Genomic DNA, 21348 nt, shown 5'->3' with positions numbered 1-21348 from the left:
GCCAATCGAAAGATTGGCTGTTTTTATTTCCGCCTACCACCAAGCTCGATGGCCAGCGGCTAGCCGCCAATCAGCTTGCCTCTGACAATGACTTTACCCGGTTTAATATGGTGATCGACGGCCCGGCGGATAGCCAACCCCAACGCCTGCCAGGCGATTTCATGCAGATCGTGGGAAATACAGGGGAAATTAAAACCGTAAATTGCCGCATTAGAGACTTCATCAATACCGAACAGCGAGACGTCTTTCATCAGCGCCAAACGGTGATCGACACAGGATTTGATGATACCTAGCGAGATCTGGTTATTGCAGCCGACAAAATAGTCCGGCGGCGGCTGGCGATCGAGATACTCGTTGGTCACGCGCAAGGCGGCATCCATATAGAAATCCGCATGGATAATCTCCAGGCTCGCCACCTTGCCTTGCAGCGCAGCAATCAGCCCGGTAACCCGCTCTTTGGCCACGTTGGAATCCTCTGGCCCGGAAACCACCACCACCTTTTGGCTGTTCTGCTCCAGCAGATAACGCCCCGCCTGTAAACCGCAGTCCAGATTGTCGATATACACGCCGCTGCAAAACGCCCCATCCAGTTCCCGATCGACCAGCACCACCGGGATGCCGAGCCTTTCCAGGTTTTTCAGGTAGCCGGGCGTATAGTTTCGGTCCGATGAGATCACCGATAAAATGATGGCATCCACGTTGTAGCCAATCAGCTTGTCGATAATGCGGTTTTCATTTTCCTGCGACTCATAAGAGTCAAACACCAGCGTATCGTAGCCCGCTTTCTGCGCCTCCAGCGTCATCAGCCGGGTGAGCGCGCCAAAAAACGGGTTGGCCATATCAGGGTTGACGATGCCGATCGTTTTGCTTGCTTTAGCCCGCAGATTGCGTGCGGCGGTGTTCATCACATACCCCAGACTCTCCGCCGTCTTGAGGATGCGATCGAGCGTATCGGGGTGGACTTTGTCCGGCTGAGAGAACGCGCGGGATACGGTAATTTTGCTGACATTTGCAAGCGCTGCGACGCTCTCTAGCGTCGCTTTCAGTGGTCGATCGGCCGCCAAGTGTGACTCCTGGTTGGAACATCTCATTTTGTACCATGGCAAGGTGATCAAGGATTATCACCTCTTATGTAAATACTCTCATCACTGCAGCATCAACCGACGCGCCGGACGTTGGGATCGGTAAAAACATCTAGATCATCACGGCTTTGCGATGAAAACTCAGAAACCACCGCACCAAGCTTACCTGCCTGGAACCAGTGTCTGGTATTAGGCTTGATTGTATATTGTTCTCCCGCGCGCAACAAAATATAACGCTGGCAGGTATACCACTGTTCGAACCCGGCTGGAGGTTGACAGACTGGGCTCCCCCGCTCGGTGTTCAAGGTCAGGGCATCATCATCCACAAACAGATAAACCTCACCCCAGCGGCAGCGGAACGTTTCCTGTTTGCCCGGAGTATCATCAAACGGCGGATGGAGATGCTCCGGGCAGGTTTGGTGTGGGAATAGCACCAACTCCTTGGCGCAGTAGCGCGGGGTGTTAATGTAAGTCAGTAGCTGTAACCCCGAGCGCGGGTAATCGGCCAGGCCGAAATCCGTCAGCTCGATCTCCCGTTTTTCCACGTCGGTCAACCGTATGCCACAGCCTGCAAGCAAGGTTTGGGTTCTTTCTAGCGCATCGATAGGTCGCTGCATGATGTCCTCGTTAACGTTAATGATATCGATACCATCATAGTTAACATCGCACGCCAATAAATGTGATCTTCACGACTATTTGACATCATTAAACCAACAACTTTTAACACAAAAGCAAAAAACACAACCAACATCACACATTTTTAGCCCGTCCGCGCTTACTATCCTGCTCATTGAAAATGATATCGATACCATAAAAATGATACGAAAGGATGATAACCATGCAAGCATTAGTGCTAGAAAAACCCGGTAAAATCAGCATCCAGGATTGTCAGTTTGATGAAGTCCTTGGCGAAAACGATGTACAGGTCAAGATCCATTCCGTCGGTATTTGCGGCAGCGATGTGCATTACTATCAGCATGGCCGTATCGGGCCGTTCGTGGTTAACGCCCCGATGGTGCTCGGCCATGAGGCTGCCGGCGTCGTCATGGCGATTGGCAAAAACGTTCGCCATCTACAGGTTGGCGATCGGGTTTGCATGGAGCCTGGCATTCCCGATCTGCAATCACAGCAATCCCGTGCAGGGATATACAATCTGGATCCAGCCGTTCGCTTCTGGGCCACGCCGCCGATCCACGGCTGCCTGAGAGAGAGCGTCATCCACCCTGCCGCCTTCACCTTCAAACTGCCGGACAACGTCAGCTTTGCCGAAGGTGCCATGGTGGAACCCCTGGCCATCGGGATGCACGCCGCCACCAAGGCTGCGATCAAGCCGGGTGATATCGCGCTGGTGATTGGTGCTGGCCCCATCGGCGTGGTGACCGCTCTGGCGGCGTTGGCCGGTGGCTGCTCAGATGTGATCATCTGCGATCTGTTTGCAGAGAAGTTGCAGGTGGCCGCCAATTATGAGGGGCTGCACGCGGTCAATATCAAAACCGGCAACCTGGCGCAAAAGGTCGCCGAGTTGACCAGCGGCAACGGCGTCGACATCGTGTTCGAATGCAGCGGAGCCAAACCGGCCATCGGCGGCGTCAGCGAGCATATTGCTCCCGGCGGCACTGCGGTACTGGTCGGCATGCCAATTGACGCCGCACCAATGGACATCGTGGCCGCCCAGGCCAAAGAGGTCACCTTCAAGACCATTTTCCGCTATGCCAACATGTATCCGCGCACCCTGCGTTTGCTCAGCTCCGGCAAGTTGCGGGTACAGCCGCTGATCTCGCAAAGCTTCAAGTTCAAGGACAGCGTGGCGGCCTTTGAACGCGCGGCGGCGGGTCATCCAACTGACATCAAAATCATGTTGGAAATGGAGTAACTCATGGCGCTCTATGCAGGCATCGACTGTGGCACACAAGGCACCAAGGTGGTGATTGTCGATGGCACATCCGGCACCATCGTGGGCGAAGGCAGTGCGCCGCATGAGATGATCAGCGACTCTTCCGGGCGCCGTGAGCAGTTGGCCGAGTGGTGGATTGAGGCATTGCTGCTGGCGTTTCGTCAGGCGATCGACAGCGCCAGCATTGATCCAGCGGCGATTGTCGCCCTGTCGGTTTCCGGCCAGCAGCACGGCTTCGTTGCTCTGGATGAGCAAGGCGAAGTGCTGCACGCGGTAAAACTATGGTGTGACACCGCTACCAAGCGGGAAAACGACGTTCTGCTGGCAGGCCTGGGTGGCATCAAAGGTTCCCTGCAGAAGCTGGGGCTGATGGTAGCGGCGGGCTATACCGCGTCCAAGATCCTGTGGTTCAAGCAGCAACATCCACAGCTGTGGGCACGGTTGAAAACGGTGCTGTTACCGCATGACTATCTCAACTTCTGGCTGACCGGGGAACGGGTGGCGGAATTTGGCGATGCCTCCGGCAGCGGGCTGTTTGACATTCGTCAGCGCTGCTGGGATCGCGATGCCGTAGCGCTGATCGACGATAGCGGCCTGCTGTGGAATGCCCTGCCTCGCCTGATCAACGCCGAGCAAAGCGTTGGCTATCTGCGCCCGGAAGTGGCGGCGCTGCTGGGTCTGCAACCTAATGTCCGGGTGGCCAGCGGCGGCGGCGACAACATGATGGCGGCAATCGGCACCGGTAATATTCGCTCCGGCATCGTGACGATGAGCCTCGGCACCTCCGGAACGCTGTTTGCCTATGCCGATCGGCCGGTGGTCAGCCATTCTGAAGCGATTGCCGGTTTCTGCTCCAGCAGCAACGGCTGGCTGCCGCTGATTTGCACTATGAACGTCACCTCTGCCAGCACCTCGGTACAGCGTCTGTTGCACCAGGACATAGCCGGATTTAATCAGGCCCTTGCCGCCACCGAACCCGGAGCGGCAGGCGTGATGATGCTGCCGTTTTTCAACGGCGAACGCGTTCCGCAACTGCCCGCAGCCAAGGCCAGCCTGCATAACCTGGACAGTGACAACTTTACCGGGGCCAACCTGTGCCGGGCCGTGGTAGAAAGCGCTACCTATGGCCTACGCTACGGCCTCGACCTGTTCCAGCAGCAGGGTATTTCCACCAGCGAAATTCGCCTCACCGGCGGCGGCGCTCGCAGCGCTTGCTGGCGGCAGATCGTCGCCGACGTGATGAACTGCCCGGTGGTGTGTCTGGCAGAAAAGGAAACCGCTGCGCTGGGTGCTGCCATTCAGGCCATGTGGTGTGACAGTCTGGCGACCCAACCCGAGCTGTTGGCCTCAGAAGAGTTAACCAGGCTATGCCAGCGCTTTGTCCGGCTGGATGAAGAGACCCGCGTGATGCCGGATCCGCAGCGCCAGCGGCAATATGCCGATCTGTATGCCGGTTACCTGAACCTACTGCAAAAAGAGTATCCCGAGGTGAAGCTATGACACGCGATCCCCAGACCAAAGCCCCGGCCTACTTGCTGGAGGTCACCGGCGTGAGGAAGTCGTTTGGCTCCGTCGTCGCGCTGAAAAATGCCGAATTCTGCCTGCGCAAAGGATCGATCCATGCGCTGTGCGGCGGCAATGGTGCGGGGAAGTCCACCTTTCTCAGCATCCTGATGGGCTTTATCCAGCCCGACAGCGGCGATATTTTCGTCAATGGCCAACGCTGTGAATTTGCTCATCCGAAAGAGGCGCTGGCGGCTGGCATCGCTATCGTGCAACAAGAGCTGAGCGCCATCCCCGATCTGACGGTTGCCGAAAACATCTGGCTGGGGCGCGAACCCCGCCGCCTGGGCTTTGTCGATTTCAAAACCATGAACCAGCAGACCGCTGCGCTGTTGCAGGACCTGCATTTTGCCCTGTCGCCGACGGAAAAAATGCGCAACCTCAGCGTGGCGGAACAGCAGTTGGTGGAGATCGCCAAGGCCCTCTCCCACTCCGATGCCGACATCATCATCATGGATGAGCCTACGTCGGCCATCGGCGAGGAGGACGTGCAGAAAATCTTCCAGGCGATCACCCGGCTGGCCACCAAGGGCAAAGGCATCATTTACGTCTCGCACCGTCTGTCCGAGATTTTCCAGATTGCCGACAGCTACACCATTTTCCGTGACGGCAGCTATATCCATGAAGGTTTGTTGCAAGATATCACCCGCGAGCAGCTGATTGAGCACATCATTGGCGGCGAGTTCGAAAGCGAGTTTGCCAAATTCAATCAGCCCGGTGATGAAGTGATGATGGAGGTGCAGAACCTGTGCTGGGGCAACAAGATCCGCGACATCAGCCTGACGTTAAAACGCGGCGAGATCCTGGGGATTTACGGGCTGGTGGGGTCCGGGCGCAGTGAGTTCCTCGATCTGATCTTTGGCATTCAGCACGCGGACAGCGGCACCATCCAGATCGGCGATCGTCAGCTCGCCAAGCATTCACCACAAGAATCAATCAACAGCGGTCTGGCCTATGTGACGGAAGACCGCAAGGATACCGGCCTGGTGCTGTGCCGCTCGGTTAAAGAAAATATCAACGTGGCTTCGCTGGGTGCCATCAGCCAACTGGGTATGATTAACCCGAGCCAGGAACAGCAGCGCGCCAACGACATGATCCAGCGCTTCAACATCAAAACCCCCGATGCCGACCATATCGTCGGCAACCTGAGCGGCGGCAACCAGCAGAAGGTGGTATTGGGGCGTTGGGCCTTGCTCGATCCGCAAATCATGCTGCTCGATGAGCCGACACGCGGCATTGACGTGGGGGCCAAAAAAGAGATCTACCGCTTTATGTCCGAATTCGCGCTGAAGGATAAAGCGATCATCATGGTGTCTTCCGAGCTGTCAGAAATTATCGGTATGAGTGACCGCATTCTGGTGTTTCGTAACGGCATGCTCGCCGGTGAATTATCGACTAAAAACGCCACGCAGGCGGAACTAATGAAACTGGCCGTATAGCCAGGCAATCAACTCATTATTTTAAAGAGAACTTACTATGAATGGCACCCACTCATTAACGCCCGGGTTGGCTTTTTTTACGCAAAATAAACGGCATCTGCACAAATACGGCATTATTATCGCCTTCTTCGTGTTGTGTCTGATCGTCACGGTGATTGGCGAAGTTCAGGTGGCGCAAGGTGCCTGGAGCAGCAATTACTTCTTGAGCGATGAGAACATGCTGATCGTTCTGCGCCAGATCTCGATTAACGGCATTCTGGCCATCGGCATGACCTTTGTGATTATTACCGCCGGGGTCGATCTTTCCGTAGGCTCGGTCTTGGCGCTGAGCGGCATCGTCGCCGCCCGCTTTGCCACCACCAACAGCGGGCTGTCGATCGGCGATACCGCGCATGCCGTGATGGTGCCGCTGATTGTCGCCCTGGGCATCGGCATCGTCTGCGGGCTGATCAACGGCACCATTCTGGCCCGCTACCGCTTGCAGCCTTTCATCGTCACCATGGGGATGCTTTCCGCCGCCCGTGGCCTGGCGCTGCTGACCACCGACGGTAACCCGGTTTCGCAACTCAACAGCGATTTCCGCTGGTTAGGTAATGGCTATGTGCTGGGCATCCCGGTGCCGGTGATTATTTTTACCGCCCTGTTTGTGCTCGCCTGGATCCTGCTCAATAAAACCATCTTCGGCCGCCATGTGTATGCCGTGGGGGGCAACCAGAAGAGCGCCCGCACCTCGGGCATCAGCGTGATACAAATCAAGGTGTTGGTCTACACCCTGTGTGCTGCCCTGGCGGGGATCGCCGGTTTGATCCTTACGGCACGTACCGGTTCGGCACAAACCAACGCTGGTAGCGCCTACGAGTTGGACGCCATTGCCGCCGTGGTCATTGGCGGCACCAGTATGGCTGGCGGCGTCGGCACCTTGGTTGGCACCCTGTTCGGCGTATTGATTATCGGCGTGATGAATAACGGCCTCGATTTGCTCGGTGTGCAGTCCTATTACCAGCAGATCATCAAGGGCGCATTGATTGTTGTCGCCGTGTTGCTCGACCCGTCACGCAAACAACAGCGTGACTAACTTACCTCATAACAACAAAACCCCTATAACCAGGAGTCACCATGAACAAGATGACCAAAATTGCGTTGCTCACCTCCGGCCTGCTGCTGGGGACCTCAACGCTGGCCCAGGCCGCCCCGGTGAAAATCGCCGTGTTGATGTACGGCATGAAGGCCGAATTTGTCCAACTGATGGAGAAGGCGGCGAAAGAGCATCCTGAGGTTAAAAATGGCAACGTACAGCTCACCGTTTACGACGGCCGCTACGACCCGATGGTGCAGAACAATCAGGCAGAAACCGCCATTCAGACCAAGACCGACGCCATCATCATTAACCCGATGGACTACGAGGCCAACATCGACGTGGTGACCATGGCCAACAAGGCCAAGATCCCGGTGGTGGTCACCAACGCCCGTTTGAATACCGATCAGATGACCTCTGAAGTGGTCTCTGACGACGTGCTGGGCGGGTATCTGGAAGCCAAAGCGGTACTGCAGAAAATGAACTGCCAGGGCAACGTGGTGATTATCGAAGGGCCAAAAGGCGGCAGCGGTGAGATCCAGCGCGGGCAAGGCAACGACAAGGCCATTGCCGAATGTGGCCCAGGCAAAATCAAGGTGCTGGAGCGCAAGACGGCCAACTGGTCACGCGCCGAGGCGCTGCCGCTGATGGAAAACTGGTTGCAGAAACACCGTGGCCAGATTAACGGCGTCATCGCACAAAATGACGAAATGGCCTTGGGGGCAATTGAAGCTATCAAGGGTGCCAATCTGAACGTGAAAGACTTTGCGATTGCCGGGGTCGACGGCGTCTCTGATGCCATTCGGGCCGTACAGGCTGGTGAGATGGTGTCGATTCTGCAAGATGCTCATGCCCAGATGCAGGGTTCTATCGATGTAGCGCTGCGCGCGGTAAAAGGCGACAGCTATCAACCACAGTCGGATATCTGGAAGCAGTATGCAGGCCAGATGCAGTGGGATAACGGCACGGCTAAACGCTATTCGGTGCCATGGACCGTGGTGACCACCGAGAACGCCGCTCAACTGCTGGATGCGCGTAAGTAATCATTCGTCAACCCACCCCAGGGTTTTGAGCCTGGGGTTAATAGGATTAAAACGGGCGCAGCATGCGGCGCCCCCTTCACCATCAATTCACCGAAATGCCCCACTTCTTCATCCGCGATAGCAGCGTAGTGCGTTTCAGCCCAAGACGCTGTGCAGCCCCGCGTGGCCCAGCAACCACGCCGTTGGTTTCTTTCAGCACGCGGAGCACCCGTTGGCGCTCATCCTCCTCCGGCGATACCTTTTCCATGGCAGCGACAGGCGGCCCCCCTGAGGATTGCGAATACTGCAATTCGGGTAGCGGCAGCTCAAGCACCGAGCCGCGCGTCAACAATACCGCCCGCTCAATCACGTTCTCCAGTTCACGCACGTTGCCCGGCCACGGCATCTGGCTTAATAACCGCAGCGTTTGCGCCGGGATACTGTCGATGGTGCGCTTCATGCGACGAGCAATTTTATGGGTCAGGAACTTCACCAGTTGGGGGATATCTTCAGGCCGTTCGCGCAGCGGTGGAATAACGATCGGAAACACGTTCAGACGATAGAACAGATCGCTGCGAAATTCACGATCGGCCACCATCTGCTGCAAATCCCGGTTGGTGGCGGCAATCAGACGGATATCGACGGAGATCGGTTTATTGCCACCGACCCGTTCAAACTCCCGTTCCTGTAACACCCGCAGCAGCTTGGGTTGCAACTCAATGGGGATCTCCCCCACTTCATCGAGGAATAGCGTCCCCTTCTCCGCCAGTTCAAAGCGGCCCATACGTTGGGTCGAGGCCCCGGTAAACGAGCCTTTTTCATGGCCAAACAGGTCGCTCTCCAACAGGCCCGCAGGCATCACCGCACAGTTCATTTTCACCATGCGCTGGTCACGTCGTTCGCTCAGGTTATGGATCGCTCGCGCAATCAGCTCCTTGCCGGTGCCCGTTTCCCCGAGGATCAGCACCGAACAGTCGCTTTTAGCCACGATTTCGACCTGTTTGAGCACCGCAGACATCCCCGCGCTGCGCCCGACAATCTCGCTCAGATCGGGATGATTGACGTTGATCTGCTCGGTCAGATACAGGTTTTCATGCACCAGGCTCTCTTTAAGCCGGTTGATCTCCTGGCAGGCCAGCGCATTATCCACCGCGATGGCAATACGCTCGGCAATCTGTTGTAGCACCCGTAAGTTGGCCGCGTTAAAACCATCTGCCTGGCATTGCGCCAGCTTCAGCACCCCCAGCTTCTTTTGGCCGAATATCAGTGGCAATACGCACAATGCCTCGATCCTACCCTGTGATATATCAAATAGCCGACGTTCATAGCCAGAAAGCTGCTCGGCATTTTTCAGGTTCAACAGCAGCATTTCGCCGCTGCGCATCACCCGTTCGGTTAAGGTGCCAGCCAATGCCACGTTGTACTGTTGGCGTTCGGCAGTATTGTTGTTCAGATAGTGGGTGGAGTAGATGGTGAGCTGATCGGCGTGGTTACTGCGTAATACGATACTGATGGCGTCACTGTTGAAAAAGTGGTGAATTTTCTCCGAGATCTCCCCCATGACATCATCCAGATCCAGCTTTGACAGCACCGCATTGGTGACATCCACCAAGATACGATAGTCATCCAGCTCATGACGCAGCTGGTGCTGTTGCCGTTGCGCGTTTTCCAACAAAACGATCTGCTGCGTGGCCAGCGCCACCACTTCCATCAGCGTTTGCAACTGCACCAGGCTGGCATCGCTGAACGGCTCGCTTCCGCTACGCAGTAATTCACAGCCACCGAGCGGCCGCCCGCCCGCATGTAGCGGCATCAAACAGTATTGGTTGAAGGGAGGATGCAACTTCAGGGCGCGGATTTGCGGATAGCGATCGTGCAGCTCATCAGCCTGCCAGCGTTGGGGTAACGAGCTGTGTTGAAAGCGGCTCACCGGGCCATTCGCCAGCAACGTTTCGTCCTGATAGTTTACCGACTGCAGCGCTTGATCCAGCCCGTGAAAACTCACCCGTTCACTGTGCGGATCAAATAGCACCAACGCGACGCTGTCGGCCAATTGCATGCGCTGCAATACCTGACGCAATTGCAGTAACAGATCGATGAAATTATGCTGCCCGAGCAGCATGCGCGTAATTTCGAGCAGGTCTTGTTGTTCTAAGCGTACAGTCGACATGGTTTATCACTTGTCTGAGTCACGAAGATTATTGCCAGCGAACATCCCCACAAAGAGTAAGGTTTGTTAATGGTAATTTCTCCCGACCGGATCAACAAAACACCGCAACAGGAATATCATTTGCCGGGGATAGCACAATTTATCTCCGTTCCTGCTCGGTCTCACCTGCCAGGAACAACGCAACATCCTGCTCCACTTCCCCCATAGCCTGCAGTGCCGACAAGGTTTCCTGTGCTTCGTGCTCATCCAGGCGGCTCATGGCAAAGCCAACATGGATCAACACCCAGCTACCGATAAGCGCTTCTGGCGGTTCATCGTCCTGACACACCAGGGCAATATTCACTTCTCGTTGCACACCGCAGACGTCAACCCAGGCGTGCTGGGGTTGGTTTGCGTCCAGCGCCACAACCTTACCGGGAATGCCTATACACATGCCTTTTCCTCTTGGTTATTCAATTTCCAGGCGCTTGAGTTGCAAGCCGTCATCCGCCTGCACCCGCAGGTTGCGCCCGCCGCATTGCGGGCAGACCAGGACCTGGGGAACCAGCAACTGGACATCCGCCCGGCAGTCGTGACACCAGCACTGTGCCTGTTGTTCGAGCAGATATAACTCGCAGCCTTCGGCCAAGGTGCCGCGACAAACCATGTCGAAGCAGAACCTCAGCGACTCCGCCTCCACGCAGGAGAATGCGCCGATCTCAAACCAGACGGCGGTAATGCGCCGGGCCTGATGTTGCCGGGCATGTTGCTGCATCATTTCCATCGCATGATGGCACAGGGTTATTTCATGCATCTGGGCTCCGTTGTTCGGCGATTAATCACCGATGCTTCAGCTAGTGCAATTACGGTGCCAAGGTGATCCCATGGCCCCTCACCCTAACCCTCTCCCACAGGGAGAGGGAACCGATCGAGTTGGGCTGAAAGTATAGTGATCCTTCATAAGCACCGGCTGACTCACCTTCGCTAAAGGGGGCGACCGAGGTTGCTGATATGACAGCCCTTCTCCCAACAGAGTAGGGGTTATCAGCTCTCTCTCCCCTAAGAGAGGGGACAGTCCGAGACGCAAATTAAGTCCCGTGATCGACCACAGCGCCAATTTAACTCCCCCTCCACAGGAAAATTGACTTAACAAGCCGCAACTTTATTCCCGCACTTATCGACAACGCCGATCGGCTCCCTCTCCCCGTGGGAGAGGGTTGGGGTGAGGGGCAAACCGTCATTTTTGCTACCGATTTCGACAAAAATGACGAAGTGACGACGCCAACCCTGGCGGAACGTGACGAATATCCCCTCCCGCTTCGTCGTTTATGCCCATCCGCCGTTCATGCGCGACACATAAAATCACAACCAACTGTTTTATATCAATTTATTAGGCTTGGCACGTTTTGTGTATAGCTAACGGCAGCACAGACCTACAGGCTCGCCGCCTGGGGTTTAACGATGGAAGGTAATCAGGAGTGACTGATGAACAGGTTTATCATGGCCGATCCGCAAAAATGCATCGGCTGCCGTACTTGTGAGATCGCCTGCGTAGTGGCCCATAGCCAAAACCAGGATGTCTCGGCGCTGGATGCCGCCAACTTCACGCCTCGCCTGCATCTGCTGAAAGGCGGCAATGTCAGCACCGTGGTGCTGTGTCGTCAGTGTGATGATGCCCCCTGCGCCAGCGTTTGTCCCAACGGGGCCATCAGCCAGAGCGACGGCATGGTCAAGGTCACGCAGGAGCGTTGCATCGGCTGTAAAGCCTGCGTCATGGCTTGCCCATACGGAGTGATGGAAGTGGTCACCCGCCCGGTGGCCCATCAGGGTAATGCCTTGATGTTCCCCACCGCCGAGAAGGCGGAAGCGCACAAGTGCGATCTCTGCACCGGACGTGCCAATGGCCCGGCCTGTATGGAGTTTTGCCCCACCGATGCGTTGCTCTGTGTGGACCAACAGCTACTGCAAAAAATGAACGCAGAGAAACGCCGCCGCGCCGCCCTCAATCCACTGTCGTTGGCGATATAAGCATGAACCGCTTTCTGTCGGAGGAACGGCCATGAACCGCTTTGTTATTGCGGAGCCTCAACACTGTATCGGATGCAATACCTGCATGGCTGCCTGTACCGAGGTGCATAAGGCCGAAGGACTACAGTCGCATCCCAGGCTGACGGTGACCCGGGTCGGAGAACAAACGGCGCCGATACTTTGCCGCCAATGTGAAGACGCCCCTTGTGCGCGCGTTTGCCCGGTCAATGCCATCACGCACGGCGAGCATGCCATAGAGCTGAATGAGACCCTGTGCATTGGCTGCAAGCTATGTGGCCTGGCCTGCCCGTTCGGTGCAATTACGCCGGCGGGCAGCGGGCCAGTCAATATCCCGTCGATGTTTGAGCAGTACGTCCCGGCAGAACTGCTGCCCGACGTGCCAACCAGCCCCGCAAACCAATCGCCCTATCTGTCCTGGAATGCCGGGATCAAAACGGTAGCGGTGAAGTGCGATCTCTGCGCCTTCCTCGCCGATGGGCCAGAATGCGTGCGCATCTGCCCAACCAATGCCCTGCATATCATCGATGAGCAGCAGCTTGAGCAGGAAGCGCAGGCCCGGCGTTTGGCGCGAGCCGGCCAGGTCGCGATCGGCTGGCCATCCTCTCCTTCTCTCGTCAGGGGGCAGAAATAATCATGGACTCTCTCACTCTACTGTTTTGGGCCTTGGTGATGTATGTCGCCGGTGGCGTGTTATCACTGCTGCTGTTTCGCCGGGAGCGCCTCGCCATTTTGCTGGCGGGCATCAGCGCGATAATGGGTGGCCTGTTAGGGTTGTGCAGCGCCGTCCCGGTCCTGTTAAGCGGGCAAACCCTCACCTTCTCTACCCCTGGCCTGTTCTCGTTTGCCGCCTTTGTGGTGCGCATGGACTCGCTGGCGGCCTTTATGCTGGTAGTGATTTCGCTGCTGGTCACCGTTTGCGCGTTGTATTCCATCGCCTATGTGCAGGAGTATCGCGGCAAAGGCGCCGCGAGCATGGGGTTCTTTATGAACCTGTTTATCGCCTCGATGGTCGGGCTGGTGGTGATGGATAATGCGTTCTACTTCATTATCCTGTTCGAAATGATGTCGCTGGCCTCCTGGTTCCTGGTGATCGCCGATCAGGATGACGAATCCATCAGCGCCGGTTTGCTGTACTTCTTTATCGCCCACGCCGGTTCGGTGCTGATCATGATCGCCTTCTTCCTGATGTGGCGGCAGAGCGGCAGCCTGGACTTTGATTCCTTCCGTTCGCTGTCGCTTTCCCCTTGGATGGCGTCGGTGGTGTTCCTGCTGGCCTTCTTTGGCTTTGGGGCCAAAGCGGGGATGCTGCCGCTACACAGTTGGTTACCACGCGCCCACCCGGCTGCCCCTTCCCATGCTTCAGCGCTGATGTCCGGCGTGATGGTGAAGATCGGCATCTTCGGCATCATCAAGGTCGGGATCGATCTGCTGGGGGCCACCGAAATGTGGTGGGGCATCGTGGTACTAGCCTTCGGCGCGGTGTCTGCGGTGTTGGGAGTGCTGTATGCGTTGGCCGAGCACGATATCAAACGCCTGCTGGCCTGGCACACGGTGGAGAACATCGGCATCATTTTAATGGGCGTGGGCGTGGCGATGGTCGGTATGGCTAGCGGACACCCGGTGATGGCGGCGTTGGGCCTACTCGGCGCGCTGTATCACCTGCTCAACCATGCGGTGTTTAAAGGTTTGCTGTTCCTGGGTGCTGGTGCCGTGATTTGGCGTGTACATACCCGCGATATGGAACAAATGGGCGGCCTGGCGAAGCTGATGCCGCTCACTGGGCTGGCATTCCTGATCGGCTGTATGTCGATCTCCGCCCTGCCGCCACTGAACGGTTTTATCAGCGAGTGGTACACCTACCAATCGCTGTTTTCCATGAGCCACGACGGCAACTTTGTGATGCGTCTCAGCGGCCCGATTGCCATGGTGATGCTGGCGATCACCGGGGCGCTGGCGGCGATGTGTTTCGTCAAGGTCTACGGCGTCAGCTTCTGCGGCGGCCCGCGCAGTGAAAAAGCGGTGCAGGCTCGCGAAGTGCCATGGCAGATGACGGTCTCCATGCTGTTGTTGGCCCTGCTGTGCGTACTGCTCGGCGTGGGAGCCAGCGTGGTCGCACCTGTGTTGGCGCAGGTTGCCATGACGCAGGTTGGCACTCATGACGTCACCGTCGTGCAAGGTTCCATGCTGGTGCCGCAACTGGCCAGCCAAGCCATGCTGTCACCAGCATTGACCTTTATCCTGCTGCTCGCTCTGCCGCTGATCCCATTGGCGGTGTATCTCCTGCTGAAAAGCAATCAGTCTAACTTCCGCCGCCGTGGCGACCCTTGGGCCTGCGGCTACAACTGGGAGCAGGCGATGGCGGTATCCGCCGGGGGCTTTACCCAGCCACTGCGCGCCATGTTTGCCTCGCTATACCGTCTGCGCAAGCAGCTCGATCCAACTCCGGCATTAGCGCGAGCACTGGAACAGACAACCGCAGGGGCAACCCGCGCCGAGCCGTTCTGGGATGACTGGATCATCCATCCGCTGGTCAAGGCCTCTCAACGCCTGGGGGTGCGGTTGCAGGGCATGCAGAGCGGTGACTTCCGCTTCTATTGCCTGTATGTGGTGATCGCCTTGGTGATCCTGCTGTTGCTTGTCGCGGTTTAAGGGAGAAATAGCATGTCGATGCAGGAAACACCGTCGTTAATGATGGGACTCTTCGCGCTGATGCAGGCGCTGATAATGCTGGCGCTCGCGCCGCTGTTCACCGGGATCTCCCGCCAAATCCGCGCCCGGATGCACTCGCGCCGTGGCCCCGGCATTTGGCAGGACTACCGCGATATGGGCAAGCTGTTCAAGCGCCAGGAGGTGGCTCCGGCGCAGTCGGGCGCCATCTTCCGCGTGATGCCTTATGTACTGCTGAGCAGCATGTTGCTGGTGGCGATGACGCTGCCCATCGTCACGCGGACGTCGCCGTTTGCCGGTGCGGGAGACTTGATCACCCTGCTCTATCTGTTCGCACTGTTTCGCTTCTTCTTCTCGCTGTCTGGTCTGGATACCGGTAGCCCGTTTGCCGGGATCGGGGCCAGCCGCGAACTGACGCTGGGCGTATTGGTAGAACCTACGCTGATCCTGGCGTTATTGGTGGTGGCGTTGATTGCCGGTTCCACCAATATCGGCACCATCAGCGTCACCCTGACCGAAGGATGGAGTTCTCCAACGGCCACCCTGCTGGCCATGCTGGCCTGCGGTTTCGCCGCGTTTATCGAAATGGGCAAAATCCCCTTCGACGTGGCAGAGGCGGAACAGGAACTTCAGGAAGGGCCGCTGACCGAATACTCCGGCTCCGGCCTGGCGCTGGTGAAATGGGGGATAGGTCTCAAGCAGGTGGTAGTGGCCGAGCTGTTCCTGGCGGTGTTTATTCCCTTTGGCAAGGCGGTGGAACTGACGGTGCCCGCGCTGGCGCTGGCGGCAGTCATCATGCTGGCCAAACTGCTGGCGGTGTTTGTCATCGCCTCCATTGTTGAAAATACCTTGGCGCGTGGGCGGTTCTTGTTGACGCATCACGTTACCTGGCTCGGTTTTGGCGTAGCGGCGCTGGCCTTTGTCTTTTATCTAACCGGTCTGTAGCCGCCAGGAAACCCATTATGGAAAATACGCTCTGTTTGCAATATACCGCCCTCGCCACGCTGTTGCTGCCGTTTATCGGCGCGCTGCTGACGGCCTGTGTGCCGCAACGGATGGCCAAGTGGATCTGTACCCTGTTTGCGCTGCTGGCCACGCTGGGGACGGTAATTATCGGTTGGTTATTCCTGGCCCATGGCAAGGCGGATACGACCATCACGCTGCTGCAATACGGCAACGTGGCGCTGTTCGGTTTTATCATCGACCGCATCAGCACGCTGATTGTCTTCGCGGTGGTGTTTCTTGGCCTGCTGGTCAGCCTGTATTCCACCGGTTACCTCACCACGGCCAACCGCGAACATCCCCATGAGGGCAGCAACCGCTATTACGCTTTTCTGCTGATCTTTATCGGCGCGATGGCCGGGCTGGTAATGTCCTCCACCATTCTGGGGCAGTTGCTGTTCTTCGAGATCACCGGCGGCTGTTCCTGGGGGCTGATTAGCTACTACCAGACGCCGAAAGCACAGCGCTCGGCCATGAAGGCCCTGCTAATCACCCATATTGCCTCAATCGGCTTATACCTGGCGGCAGCGACGCTGTTCCTCAATACCGGCACCTTCGCTCTGAGCGCCATTGCGCAGCTCAACGGTACGGCCAGCCTGGTCGTATTTGGTGGCATCCTGTTCGCGGCCTGGGGGAAATCGGCCCAGCTTCCGTTGCAGGCCTGGCTACCCGATGCCATGGAAGCCCCTACCCCGGTGAGCGCCTATCTGCACGCCGCCTCTATGGTGAAAGTGGGCGTCTACATCTATGCCCGCGCCATCCTTTCTGCGGACTCTGTGCCGCATATTATCGGCTGGGTCGGCATCGTCATGGCGACTATCACCCTGATTTACGGTTTCCTGATGTACCTGCCGCAAAAGGATATGAAGCGCCTGCTGGCCTGGTCCACCATCACCCAGCTCTCCTATATCTTCCTGGCGTTATCCATTTCCATCTTTGGCTCTAAAACCGCCTTTCTTGGCGGCGTGGCCTACATCTTTAACCACGCGTTTGCCAAGAGCCTGTTCTTCCTGGTGGCCGGAGCACTGAGCTACAGCTGCGGCACCCGGATGCTGCCCCGCTTGCAGGGCGTGATGAACAAGATGCCGCTGCTGGGCGTAGGATTCTGCGTGGCCGCGCTGGCGATCACCGGGGTGCCGCCGTTTAACGGCTTCTTCAGCAAGTTCCCGATTTTTGCCGCCGGTTTTGCACTGTCGCGCGAGTTCTGGCTGATGACGCCGCTGATGGTACTGGTGCTGATCGAGTCGGTCGCCAGCTTTGCCTGGTTCATCTATTGGTTTGGGCGCGTTATTCCCGGCAAACCCAGTGATGAGGTGGCACAGGCCGCTCCGCTGCCGCTGGTGATGAGCGTGGTGCTAGTGATTCTGATCGCGATGTCGGTAGGTTCCAGCGTGATTGCCGTCGCCTGGCTTGGATAAGGGAGTTGATTATGACTGGTTCACTGATCGTCAATAACCTCGCGGGGCTGATGATGGTCACCTCGCTGCTGGTGATTGGCGCCAAACGGCCCGTGGCCTCGTGCTGGCTCTATGCCTTGCAGTCGCTGCTACTGGTGCTGATCTTCTTTACGCTAGGGCAAACCCTGGGCGCCCACCAGCTCACGCTGTGGGCGATCAGCGCCTTTATCACCAAGGTGGTGCTGGTGCCGGTGATCATGGCCTATGCCTTTCGCAAAATGGACGATCCCTCGGCGAACGGCAGCCTGATCGGCCCGGTGATGCTGATGCTGGCTGCGGCGGTGATCGTGCTGCTGTGCTGGTTTGTGGTGGAGCCGGTGCAGGTGCCATTGTTGGCCTCGCTGAAACCGGCGCTGGCGGTATCGCTGGGGCATTTTATGCTCGGCCTGCTGTGTATCGTCACCCAACGCAACATCCTCAAACAGGTGTTTGGCTACTGCCTGATGGAAAACGGATCGCACCTGACGCTGGCGCTGCTGGCGAATCGCGCGCCGGAGCTGGTGGAGATTGGCATCGCCACCGATGCCATTTTTGCGGTGATCGTGATGGCCGTGCTGGCGCGCAAAATCTACCGCACGCTCAACACGCTGAATGTTGAACAACTGACGGCGTTGAAGGGGTGAGATGATGAATAATTCCACCATGCTGTTTCTATTACTGCTGACGCCGCTGGCCTTCTCGCTGTTGACCTTTGCTTGTCGGTTGCTGGGCAATGCGGCACGGGCCTGCGTTACGCTGCTGCACTTTGTCGGTATCATGCTGCTGCTGGCGATTTCCCTGTGGGTGGTGATGCAAGTGTACCAGCAAGGCGATATTCTGGCTGCCGGGCGCTGGCTGCACCTGGATAGCCTCAGCGCCCTGTTCCTGGCGATCCTCGGCATCATCGGCTGCCTTACCGGGCTTTACTCTATTGGCTATATGCGCCATGAGGTCGATGAAGGCGAGATATCGGTAGCGACGCTGTGCCACTACTACGGCTTCTTCCATCTGTTCCTGTTCACCATGCTGCTGGTGATCACCAGCAATAACCTGATCCTGATGTGGGCGGCCATCGAAGCCACCACGCTCAGCTCGGCGTTTCTGGTGGGGTTGTACGGGCAGAGTTCCTCGCTGGAGGCGGCCTGGAAGTACATCATTATCTGTACCGTCGGGGTGGCCTTCGGACTGTTCGGTACCATTCTGGTATACGCCAACGCGGCCAGCTTTATGCCCGATCCCAACGACGCCATCTTCTGGACGGAAGTGCTCAAGCACGCCACGCAGTTGGATCCGATGCTGATGCATCTGGCGTTTGTGTTCATCCTGATTGGCTTTGGCACCAAAACCGGGCTGTTCCCGATGCATGCCTGGCTACCGGACGCCCACAGTGAGGCACCAAGCCCCACCAGCGCCCTGCTCTCTGCCGTGCTGCTCAACTGCGCGCTGCTGATCATTATCCGTTACTACATCATTATCAGCACCACGCTGGGCCATGACTTTACCGGCACGCTGTTGATGGTGTTTGGCTTCCTCTCCGTCGCGGTGGCGGCCTTCTTTATTCTGGTGCAGCGCGATATCAAACGGCTGCTAGCCTACTCCAGCGTAGAGAACATGGGGCTGATCGCCGTGGCGATCGGCATCGGTGGTCCGCTGGGTATTCTGGCGGCGCTGCTGCATACCCTGAACCACAGCCTGGCAAAAACCCTGCTGTTCTGCGGCTCCGGCAACGTACTGCTGAAGTACGGCACCCGCGATATTACCGTGGTGAAAGGGATGCTGAAATGCATGCCGTTCAGTGCCGTGCTGCTGGCCGGGGGGGCCTTGGCGCTGGGCGGTATGCCGCCGTTCAACATTTTCCTCAGTGAGTTTATGACGGTCACCGCCGGGCTGGCGGCTGGCCATATTACGTTGACCATCGTCTTGTTGCTGCTGCTGACGGTGGTGTTGGCCGGTTTGGTCCGCATGGTGGCCAGCGTGCTGTTCGGCGACAAGCCAGAAGAGGTCAACAAAGGCGAACTGGGGATACTGACGACCTTACCGATGCTGATCCTGCTGGTATTGATGCTGGTAATGGGCACCCATATCCCGCAACCGGTCAGCCGACTGCTGGAAAACGCGGTCCACATCGTGATGAACAACAAGCCTGGCACTCATGCCCAGCCACTGAGCTGGCCATGGGCCGTTCAGAATCATTCCTCTGCGGCCGAACCTCAGGCAGGAGAAGTAAAGTGAGCTACGAAACCCACGTATTGACCCTCAACAACGACGAGAAACTCGGCAAAGGCTACCTGGCCAAAGTGCGCGAGAAGTTCCCCTCCGCCCTGCTGGATGCCGAGTGGCAAACCGCCAACCAGGTCACCATCACGGTCAAGCTGAACTCATTACCCGAGATTGTGGAATACCTCTATTATCAGCTAGGCGGTTGGTTGCCGGTGCTGTTTGGCAATGACGAACGTACCTTGACCGGGGACTTCGCCGTCTACTACGTGCTGTCGATGGAGGAAGGAGAAAAGTGTTTTATCACCGTCAAGGCTCAGGTTAGCGCCATCACGCTGGAGTTTCCGTCGGTTACCCCACGCGTTCCCGCCGCCGTGTGGGGCGAGCGTGAAATCCGCGATATGTACGGTTTGATCCCAGTAGGGTTGCCGGACGAGCGCCGTCTGGTGCTGCCGGACGACTGGCCAGACGATCTGTACCCGCTGCGTAAAGACACCATGGATTACCGCCAGCGCCCTGAGCCAACCACCGATGTGGAAACCTACCCGTTTGAAAATGCGGCCACCGGCGAGTCGCGCGTGGTGCCGATCGGGCCAATGCACATTACCTCCGACGAGCCAGGGCATTTTCGCCTGTTTGTTGACGGCGAGCGCATTGTCGATGCCGACTATCGGCTGTTCTACGTGCACCGAGGCATGGAGAAGCTGGCCGAAACCCGTATGGGCTATCAGGAGGTCACCTTCCTTTCCGACCGGGTCTGCGGGATCTGCGGCTTTACCCACAGCGTGGCCTACACCACCTCGGTGGAAAATGCGTTGGGGATCTATGTACCACCCCGCGCCCATGCCATCCGCAGCATTCTGCTGGAGGTCGAACGGCTGCACAGCCACCTGCTGAACATCGGGCTATCCAGCCACTTTGTCGGTTTCGATACCGGCTTTATGCAGTTCTTCCGCGTGCGTGAAAAGTCGATGACCATGGCGGAGCTATTGACCGGATCGCGTAAAACCTATGGGCTCAACCTGATCGGCGGCGTGCGCCGCGATATCCTCAAAGAACAGCGAGTTAAAACCATCAAGCTGATCCATGAGATGCGCGCAGACGTGACGCAACTGGTTGAGATGCTGCTCGCCACGCCGAATATCGAGCAGCGCACCAAAGGCATTGGCCTGTTGGATCGGCAGATCGCTCGCGACTACAGCCCGGTGGGGCCGATGATCCGCGCCAGCGGCTTCAAACGCGATATGCGCTTTGACCATCCTTATGCCAACTACGGTTCGTTGCCGAAAACGCTGTTCACCTTCGACGGCTGCGACGTGTATTCACGAGTGATGGTACGCGTGCAGGAAGTGCTGGATTCGCTGGCGATGATCGAATACGGCCTGGATAACCTGCCGGGCGGCCCGCTGCTCACCGAAGGTTTCCGCTACCAGCCGCACAAGTTTGCCTTGGGCTATGCCGAAGCCCCGCGCGGTGAAGATATCCACTGGAGCATGCTGGGGGATAACCAGAAACTGTTCCGCTGGCGCTGCCGGGCGGCCACCTACGCCAACTGGCCGGTGCTGCGTTATATGCTGCGCGGTAATACGGTTTCCGATGCCCCGCTGATTATCGGCAGCCTCGATCCCTGCTACTCCTGTACCGACCGCGTCACGCTGATCGATATCAACAAGCGCAAAGCGAAGACCGTACCGTACAAGGAGATTGAACGCTACGGGATCGAACGCACCCATTCACCGTGCAAGTGAGGGAG

The 21348-nt window shown here is 57.5% G+C and carries 18 protein-coding genes; 13 read left to right on the top strand and 5 right to left on the bottom strand.

Annotation, left to right across the window (positions count from 1 at the left end; translation table 11 throughout):
• Positions 1–59: 59 nt before the first annotated feature.
• Both KGP21_RS11905 and KGP21_RS11900 read right to left on the bottom strand, forming a co-directional pair.
• Complete coding sequence (locus KGP21_RS11905; RefSeq protein ID WP_223499242.1) at positions 60–1064, bottom strand: LacI family DNA-binding transcriptional regulator; 1005 nt, start codon at positions 1062–1064, stop codon at positions 60–62.
• A gap of 92 nt (positions 1065–1156) precedes the next feature.
• Positions 1157–1699 (bottom strand): D-lyxose/D-mannose family sugar isomerase, encoded by a 543-nt coding sequence (locus KGP21_RS11900; protein WP_021178408.1) that lies wholly within the window; start codon positions 1697–1699, stop codon positions 1157–1159.
• Positions 1700–1920: 221 nt separating this feature from the next.
• Here KGP21_RS11900 and KGP21_RS11895 point away from each other — a divergent pair, with 221 nt between their 5' ends.
• The 5 genes from KGP21_RS11895 to KGP21_RS11875 are packed head-to-tail and all read left to right on the top strand — an operon-like array spanning position 1921 to position 8096.
• Positions 1921–2955, top strand: coding sequence for an NAD(P)-dependent alcohol dehydrogenase (locus tag KGP21_RS11895; protein ID WP_094982347.1), 1035 nt, complete (start codon positions 1921–1923; stop codon positions 2953–2955).
• Positions 2956–2958: 3 nt separating this feature from the next.
• On the top strand, positions 2959–4476 hold the full coding sequence (xylB, locus tag KGP21_RS11890) for a xylulokinase (RefSeq protein WP_218519506.1): 1518 nt from the start codon (positions 2959–2961) through the stop codon (positions 4474–4476).
• Positions 4473–5978, top strand: a complete 1506-nt coding sequence (locus tag KGP21_RS11885) for a sugar ABC transporter ATP-binding protein (protein WP_223538274.1) — start codon at positions 4473–4475, stop codon at positions 5976–5978. The genes xylB and KGP21_RS11885 overlap by 4 nt, the downstream gene beginning before the upstream one ends.
• 37 nt (positions 5979–6015) lie before the next feature.
• Positions 6016–7053, top strand: coding sequence for an ABC transporter permease (locus KGP21_RS11880; protein WP_021178412.1), 1038 nt, complete (start codon positions 6016–6018; stop codon positions 7051–7053).
• Positions 7054–7103: 50 nt separating this feature from the next.
• Positions 7104–8096 (top strand): substrate-binding domain-containing protein, encoded by a 993-nt coding sequence (locus KGP21_RS11875; RefSeq protein ID WP_370592698.1) that lies wholly within the window; start codon positions 7104–7106, stop codon positions 8094–8096.
• Positions 8097–8178: 82 nt separating this feature from the next.
• Here the strand turns inward: KGP21_RS11875 and flhA are convergent, their stop codons facing one another.
• The 3 genes from flhA to hypA form a co-directional block, all read right to left on the bottom strand.
• A complete protein-coding gene (gene flhA / locus KGP21_RS11870) occupies positions 8179–10245 on the bottom strand; it encodes a formate hydrogenlyase transcriptional activator FlhA (RefSeq protein ID WP_037374980.1) in 2067 nt (688 codons plus the stop codon).
• Between the two features lie 139 nt (positions 10246–10384).
• Positions 10385–10678, bottom strand: a complete 294-nt coding sequence (locus tag KGP21_RS11865; RefSeq protein WP_059200441.1) for a HypC/HybG/HupF family hydrogenase formation chaperone — start codon at positions 10676–10678, stop codon at positions 10385–10387.
• Between the two features lie 15 nt (positions 10679–10693).
• Positions 10694–11038, bottom strand: coding sequence for a hydrogenase maturation nickel metallochaperone HypA (hypA, locus tag KGP21_RS11860; protein ID WP_021804842.1), 345 nt, complete (start codon positions 11036–11038; stop codon positions 10694–10696).
• Positions 11039–11709: 671 nt separating this feature from the next.
• Between hypA and hydN the strand changes: the two genes are divergently transcribed.
• The 8 genes from hydN to KGP21_RS11820 are packed head-to-tail and all read left to right on the top strand — an operon-like array spanning position 11710 to position 21343.
• Positions 11710–12252, top strand: coding sequence for an electron transport protein HydN (gene hydN, locus KGP21_RS11855; RefSeq protein WP_179253201.1), 543 nt, complete (start codon positions 11710–11712; stop codon positions 12250–12252).
• Between the two features lie 31 nt (positions 12253–12283).
• Positions 12284–12904 (top strand): 4Fe-4S dicluster domain-containing protein, encoded by a 621-nt coding sequence (locus KGP21_RS11850; RefSeq protein ID WP_021804844.1) that lies wholly within the window; start codon positions 12284–12286, stop codon positions 12902–12904.
• A gap of 2 nt (positions 12905–12906) precedes the next feature.
• On the top strand, positions 12907–14922 hold the full coding sequence (hyfB, locus tag KGP21_RS11845) for a hydrogenase 4 subunit B (protein WP_223538271.1): 2016 nt from the start codon (positions 12907–12909) through the stop codon (positions 14920–14922).
• Positions 14923–14934: 12 nt separating this feature from the next.
• Entirely contained in the window at positions 14935–15885 is a 951-nt protein-coding gene (locus KGP21_RS11840) for a respiratory chain complex I subunit 1 family protein (protein WP_021804846.1), read from the top strand.
• A gap of 17 nt (positions 15886–15902) precedes the next feature.
• A complete protein-coding gene (locus tag KGP21_RS11835) occupies positions 15903–17360 on the top strand; it encodes a hydrogenase 4 subunit D (protein ID WP_305801149.1) in 1458 nt (485 codons plus the stop codon).
• 11 nt (positions 17361–17371) lie between these two features.
• On the top strand, positions 17372–18022 hold the full coding sequence (hyfE, locus tag KGP21_RS11830; RefSeq protein ID WP_024529686.1) for a hydrogenase 4 membrane subunit: 651 nt from the start codon (positions 17372–17374) through the stop codon (positions 18020–18022).
• A gap of 4 nt (positions 18023–18026) precedes the next feature.
• Entirely contained in the window at positions 18027–19610 is a 1584-nt protein-coding gene (locus KGP21_RS11825; RefSeq protein ID WP_223499627.1) for a hydrogenase 4 subunit F, read from the top strand.
• The gene (locus tag KGP21_RS11820) at positions 19553–21343 is read left to right on the top strand and encodes an NADH-quinone oxidoreductase subunit C (RefSeq protein ID WP_172413960.1); all 1791 of its coding nucleotides are present in this window, start codon (positions 19553–19555) and stop codon (positions 21341–21343) included. Before KGP21_RS11825 ends, KGP21_RS11820 begins: the two co-directional genes overlap by 58 nt.
• The last annotated feature ends 5 nt before the right edge of the window (positions 21344–21348 follow it).

The sequence above is a fragment of the Serratia sp. JSRIV004 genome (genome assembly GCF_019968705.1).
Taxonomy (GTDB): domain Bacteria; phylum Pseudomonadota; class Gammaproteobacteria; order Enterobacterales; family Enterobacteriaceae; genus Chania; species Chania fonticola_B.
This window is presented reverse-complemented; position numbering and strand designations above follow the sequence as displayed.

Coding starts and splice junctions, on each gene's coding strand:
- KGP21_RS11900 (WP_021178408.1), bottom strand. CDS start 1,699: ATGCAGCGACCTATCGATGCGCTAGAAAGAACCCAAACCTTGCTTGCA.
- KGP21_RS11895 (WP_094982347.1), top strand. CDS start 1,921: ATGCAAGCATTAGTGCTAGAAAAACCCGGTAAAATCAGCATCCAGGAT.
- xylB (WP_218519506.1), top strand. CDS start 2,959: ATGGCGCTCTATGCAGGCATCGACTGTGGCACACAAGGCACCAAGGTG.
- KGP21_RS11885 (WP_223538274.1), top strand. CDS start 4,473: ATGACACGCGATCCCCAGACCAAAGCCCCGGCCTACTTGCTGGAGGTC.
- KGP21_RS11880 (WP_021178412.1), top strand. CDS start 6,016: ATGAATGGCACCCACTCATTAACGCCCGGGTTGGCTTTTTTTACGCAA.
- KGP21_RS11875 (WP_370592698.1), top strand. CDS start 7,104: ATGACCAAAATTGCGTTGCTCACCTCCGGCCTGCTGCTGGGGACCTCA.
- flhA (WP_037374980.1), bottom strand. CDS start 10,245: ATGTCGACTGTACGCTTAGAACAACAAGACCTGCTCGAAATTACGCGC.
- KGP21_RS11865 (WP_059200441.1), bottom strand. CDS start 10,678: ATGTGTATAGGCATTCCCGGTAAGGTTGTGGCGCTGGACGCAAACCAA.
- hypA (WP_021804842.1), bottom strand. CDS start 11,038: ATGCATGAAATAACCCTGTGCCATCATGCGATGGAAATGATGCAGCAA.
- hydN (WP_179253201.1), top strand. CDS start 11,710: ATGAACAGGTTTATCATGGCCGATCCGCAAAAATGCATCGGCTGCCGT.
- KGP21_RS11850 (WP_021804844.1), top strand. CDS start 12,284: ATGAACCGCTTTGTTATTGCGGAGCCTCAACACTGTATCGGATGCAAT.
- hyfB (WP_223538271.1), top strand. CDS start 12,907: ATGGACTCTCTCACTCTACTGTTTTGGGCCTTGGTGATGTATGTCGCC.
- KGP21_RS11840 (WP_021804846.1), top strand. CDS start 14,935: ATGTCGATGCAGGAAACACCGTCGTTAATGATGGGACTCTTCGCGCTG.
- KGP21_RS11835 (WP_305801149.1), top strand. CDS start 15,903: ATGGAAAATACGCTCTGTTTGCAATATACCGCCCTCGCCACGCTGTTG.
- hyfE (WP_024529686.1), top strand. CDS start 17,372: ATGACTGGTTCACTGATCGTCAATAACCTCGCGGGGCTGATGATGGTC.
- KGP21_RS11825 (WP_223499627.1), top strand. CDS start 18,027: ATGAATAATTCCACCATGCTGTTTCTATTACTGCTGACGCCGCTGGCC.
- KGP21_RS11820 (WP_172413960.1), top strand. CDS start 19,553: ATGGGCCGTTCAGAATCATTCCTCTGCGGCCGAACCTCAGGCAGGAGA.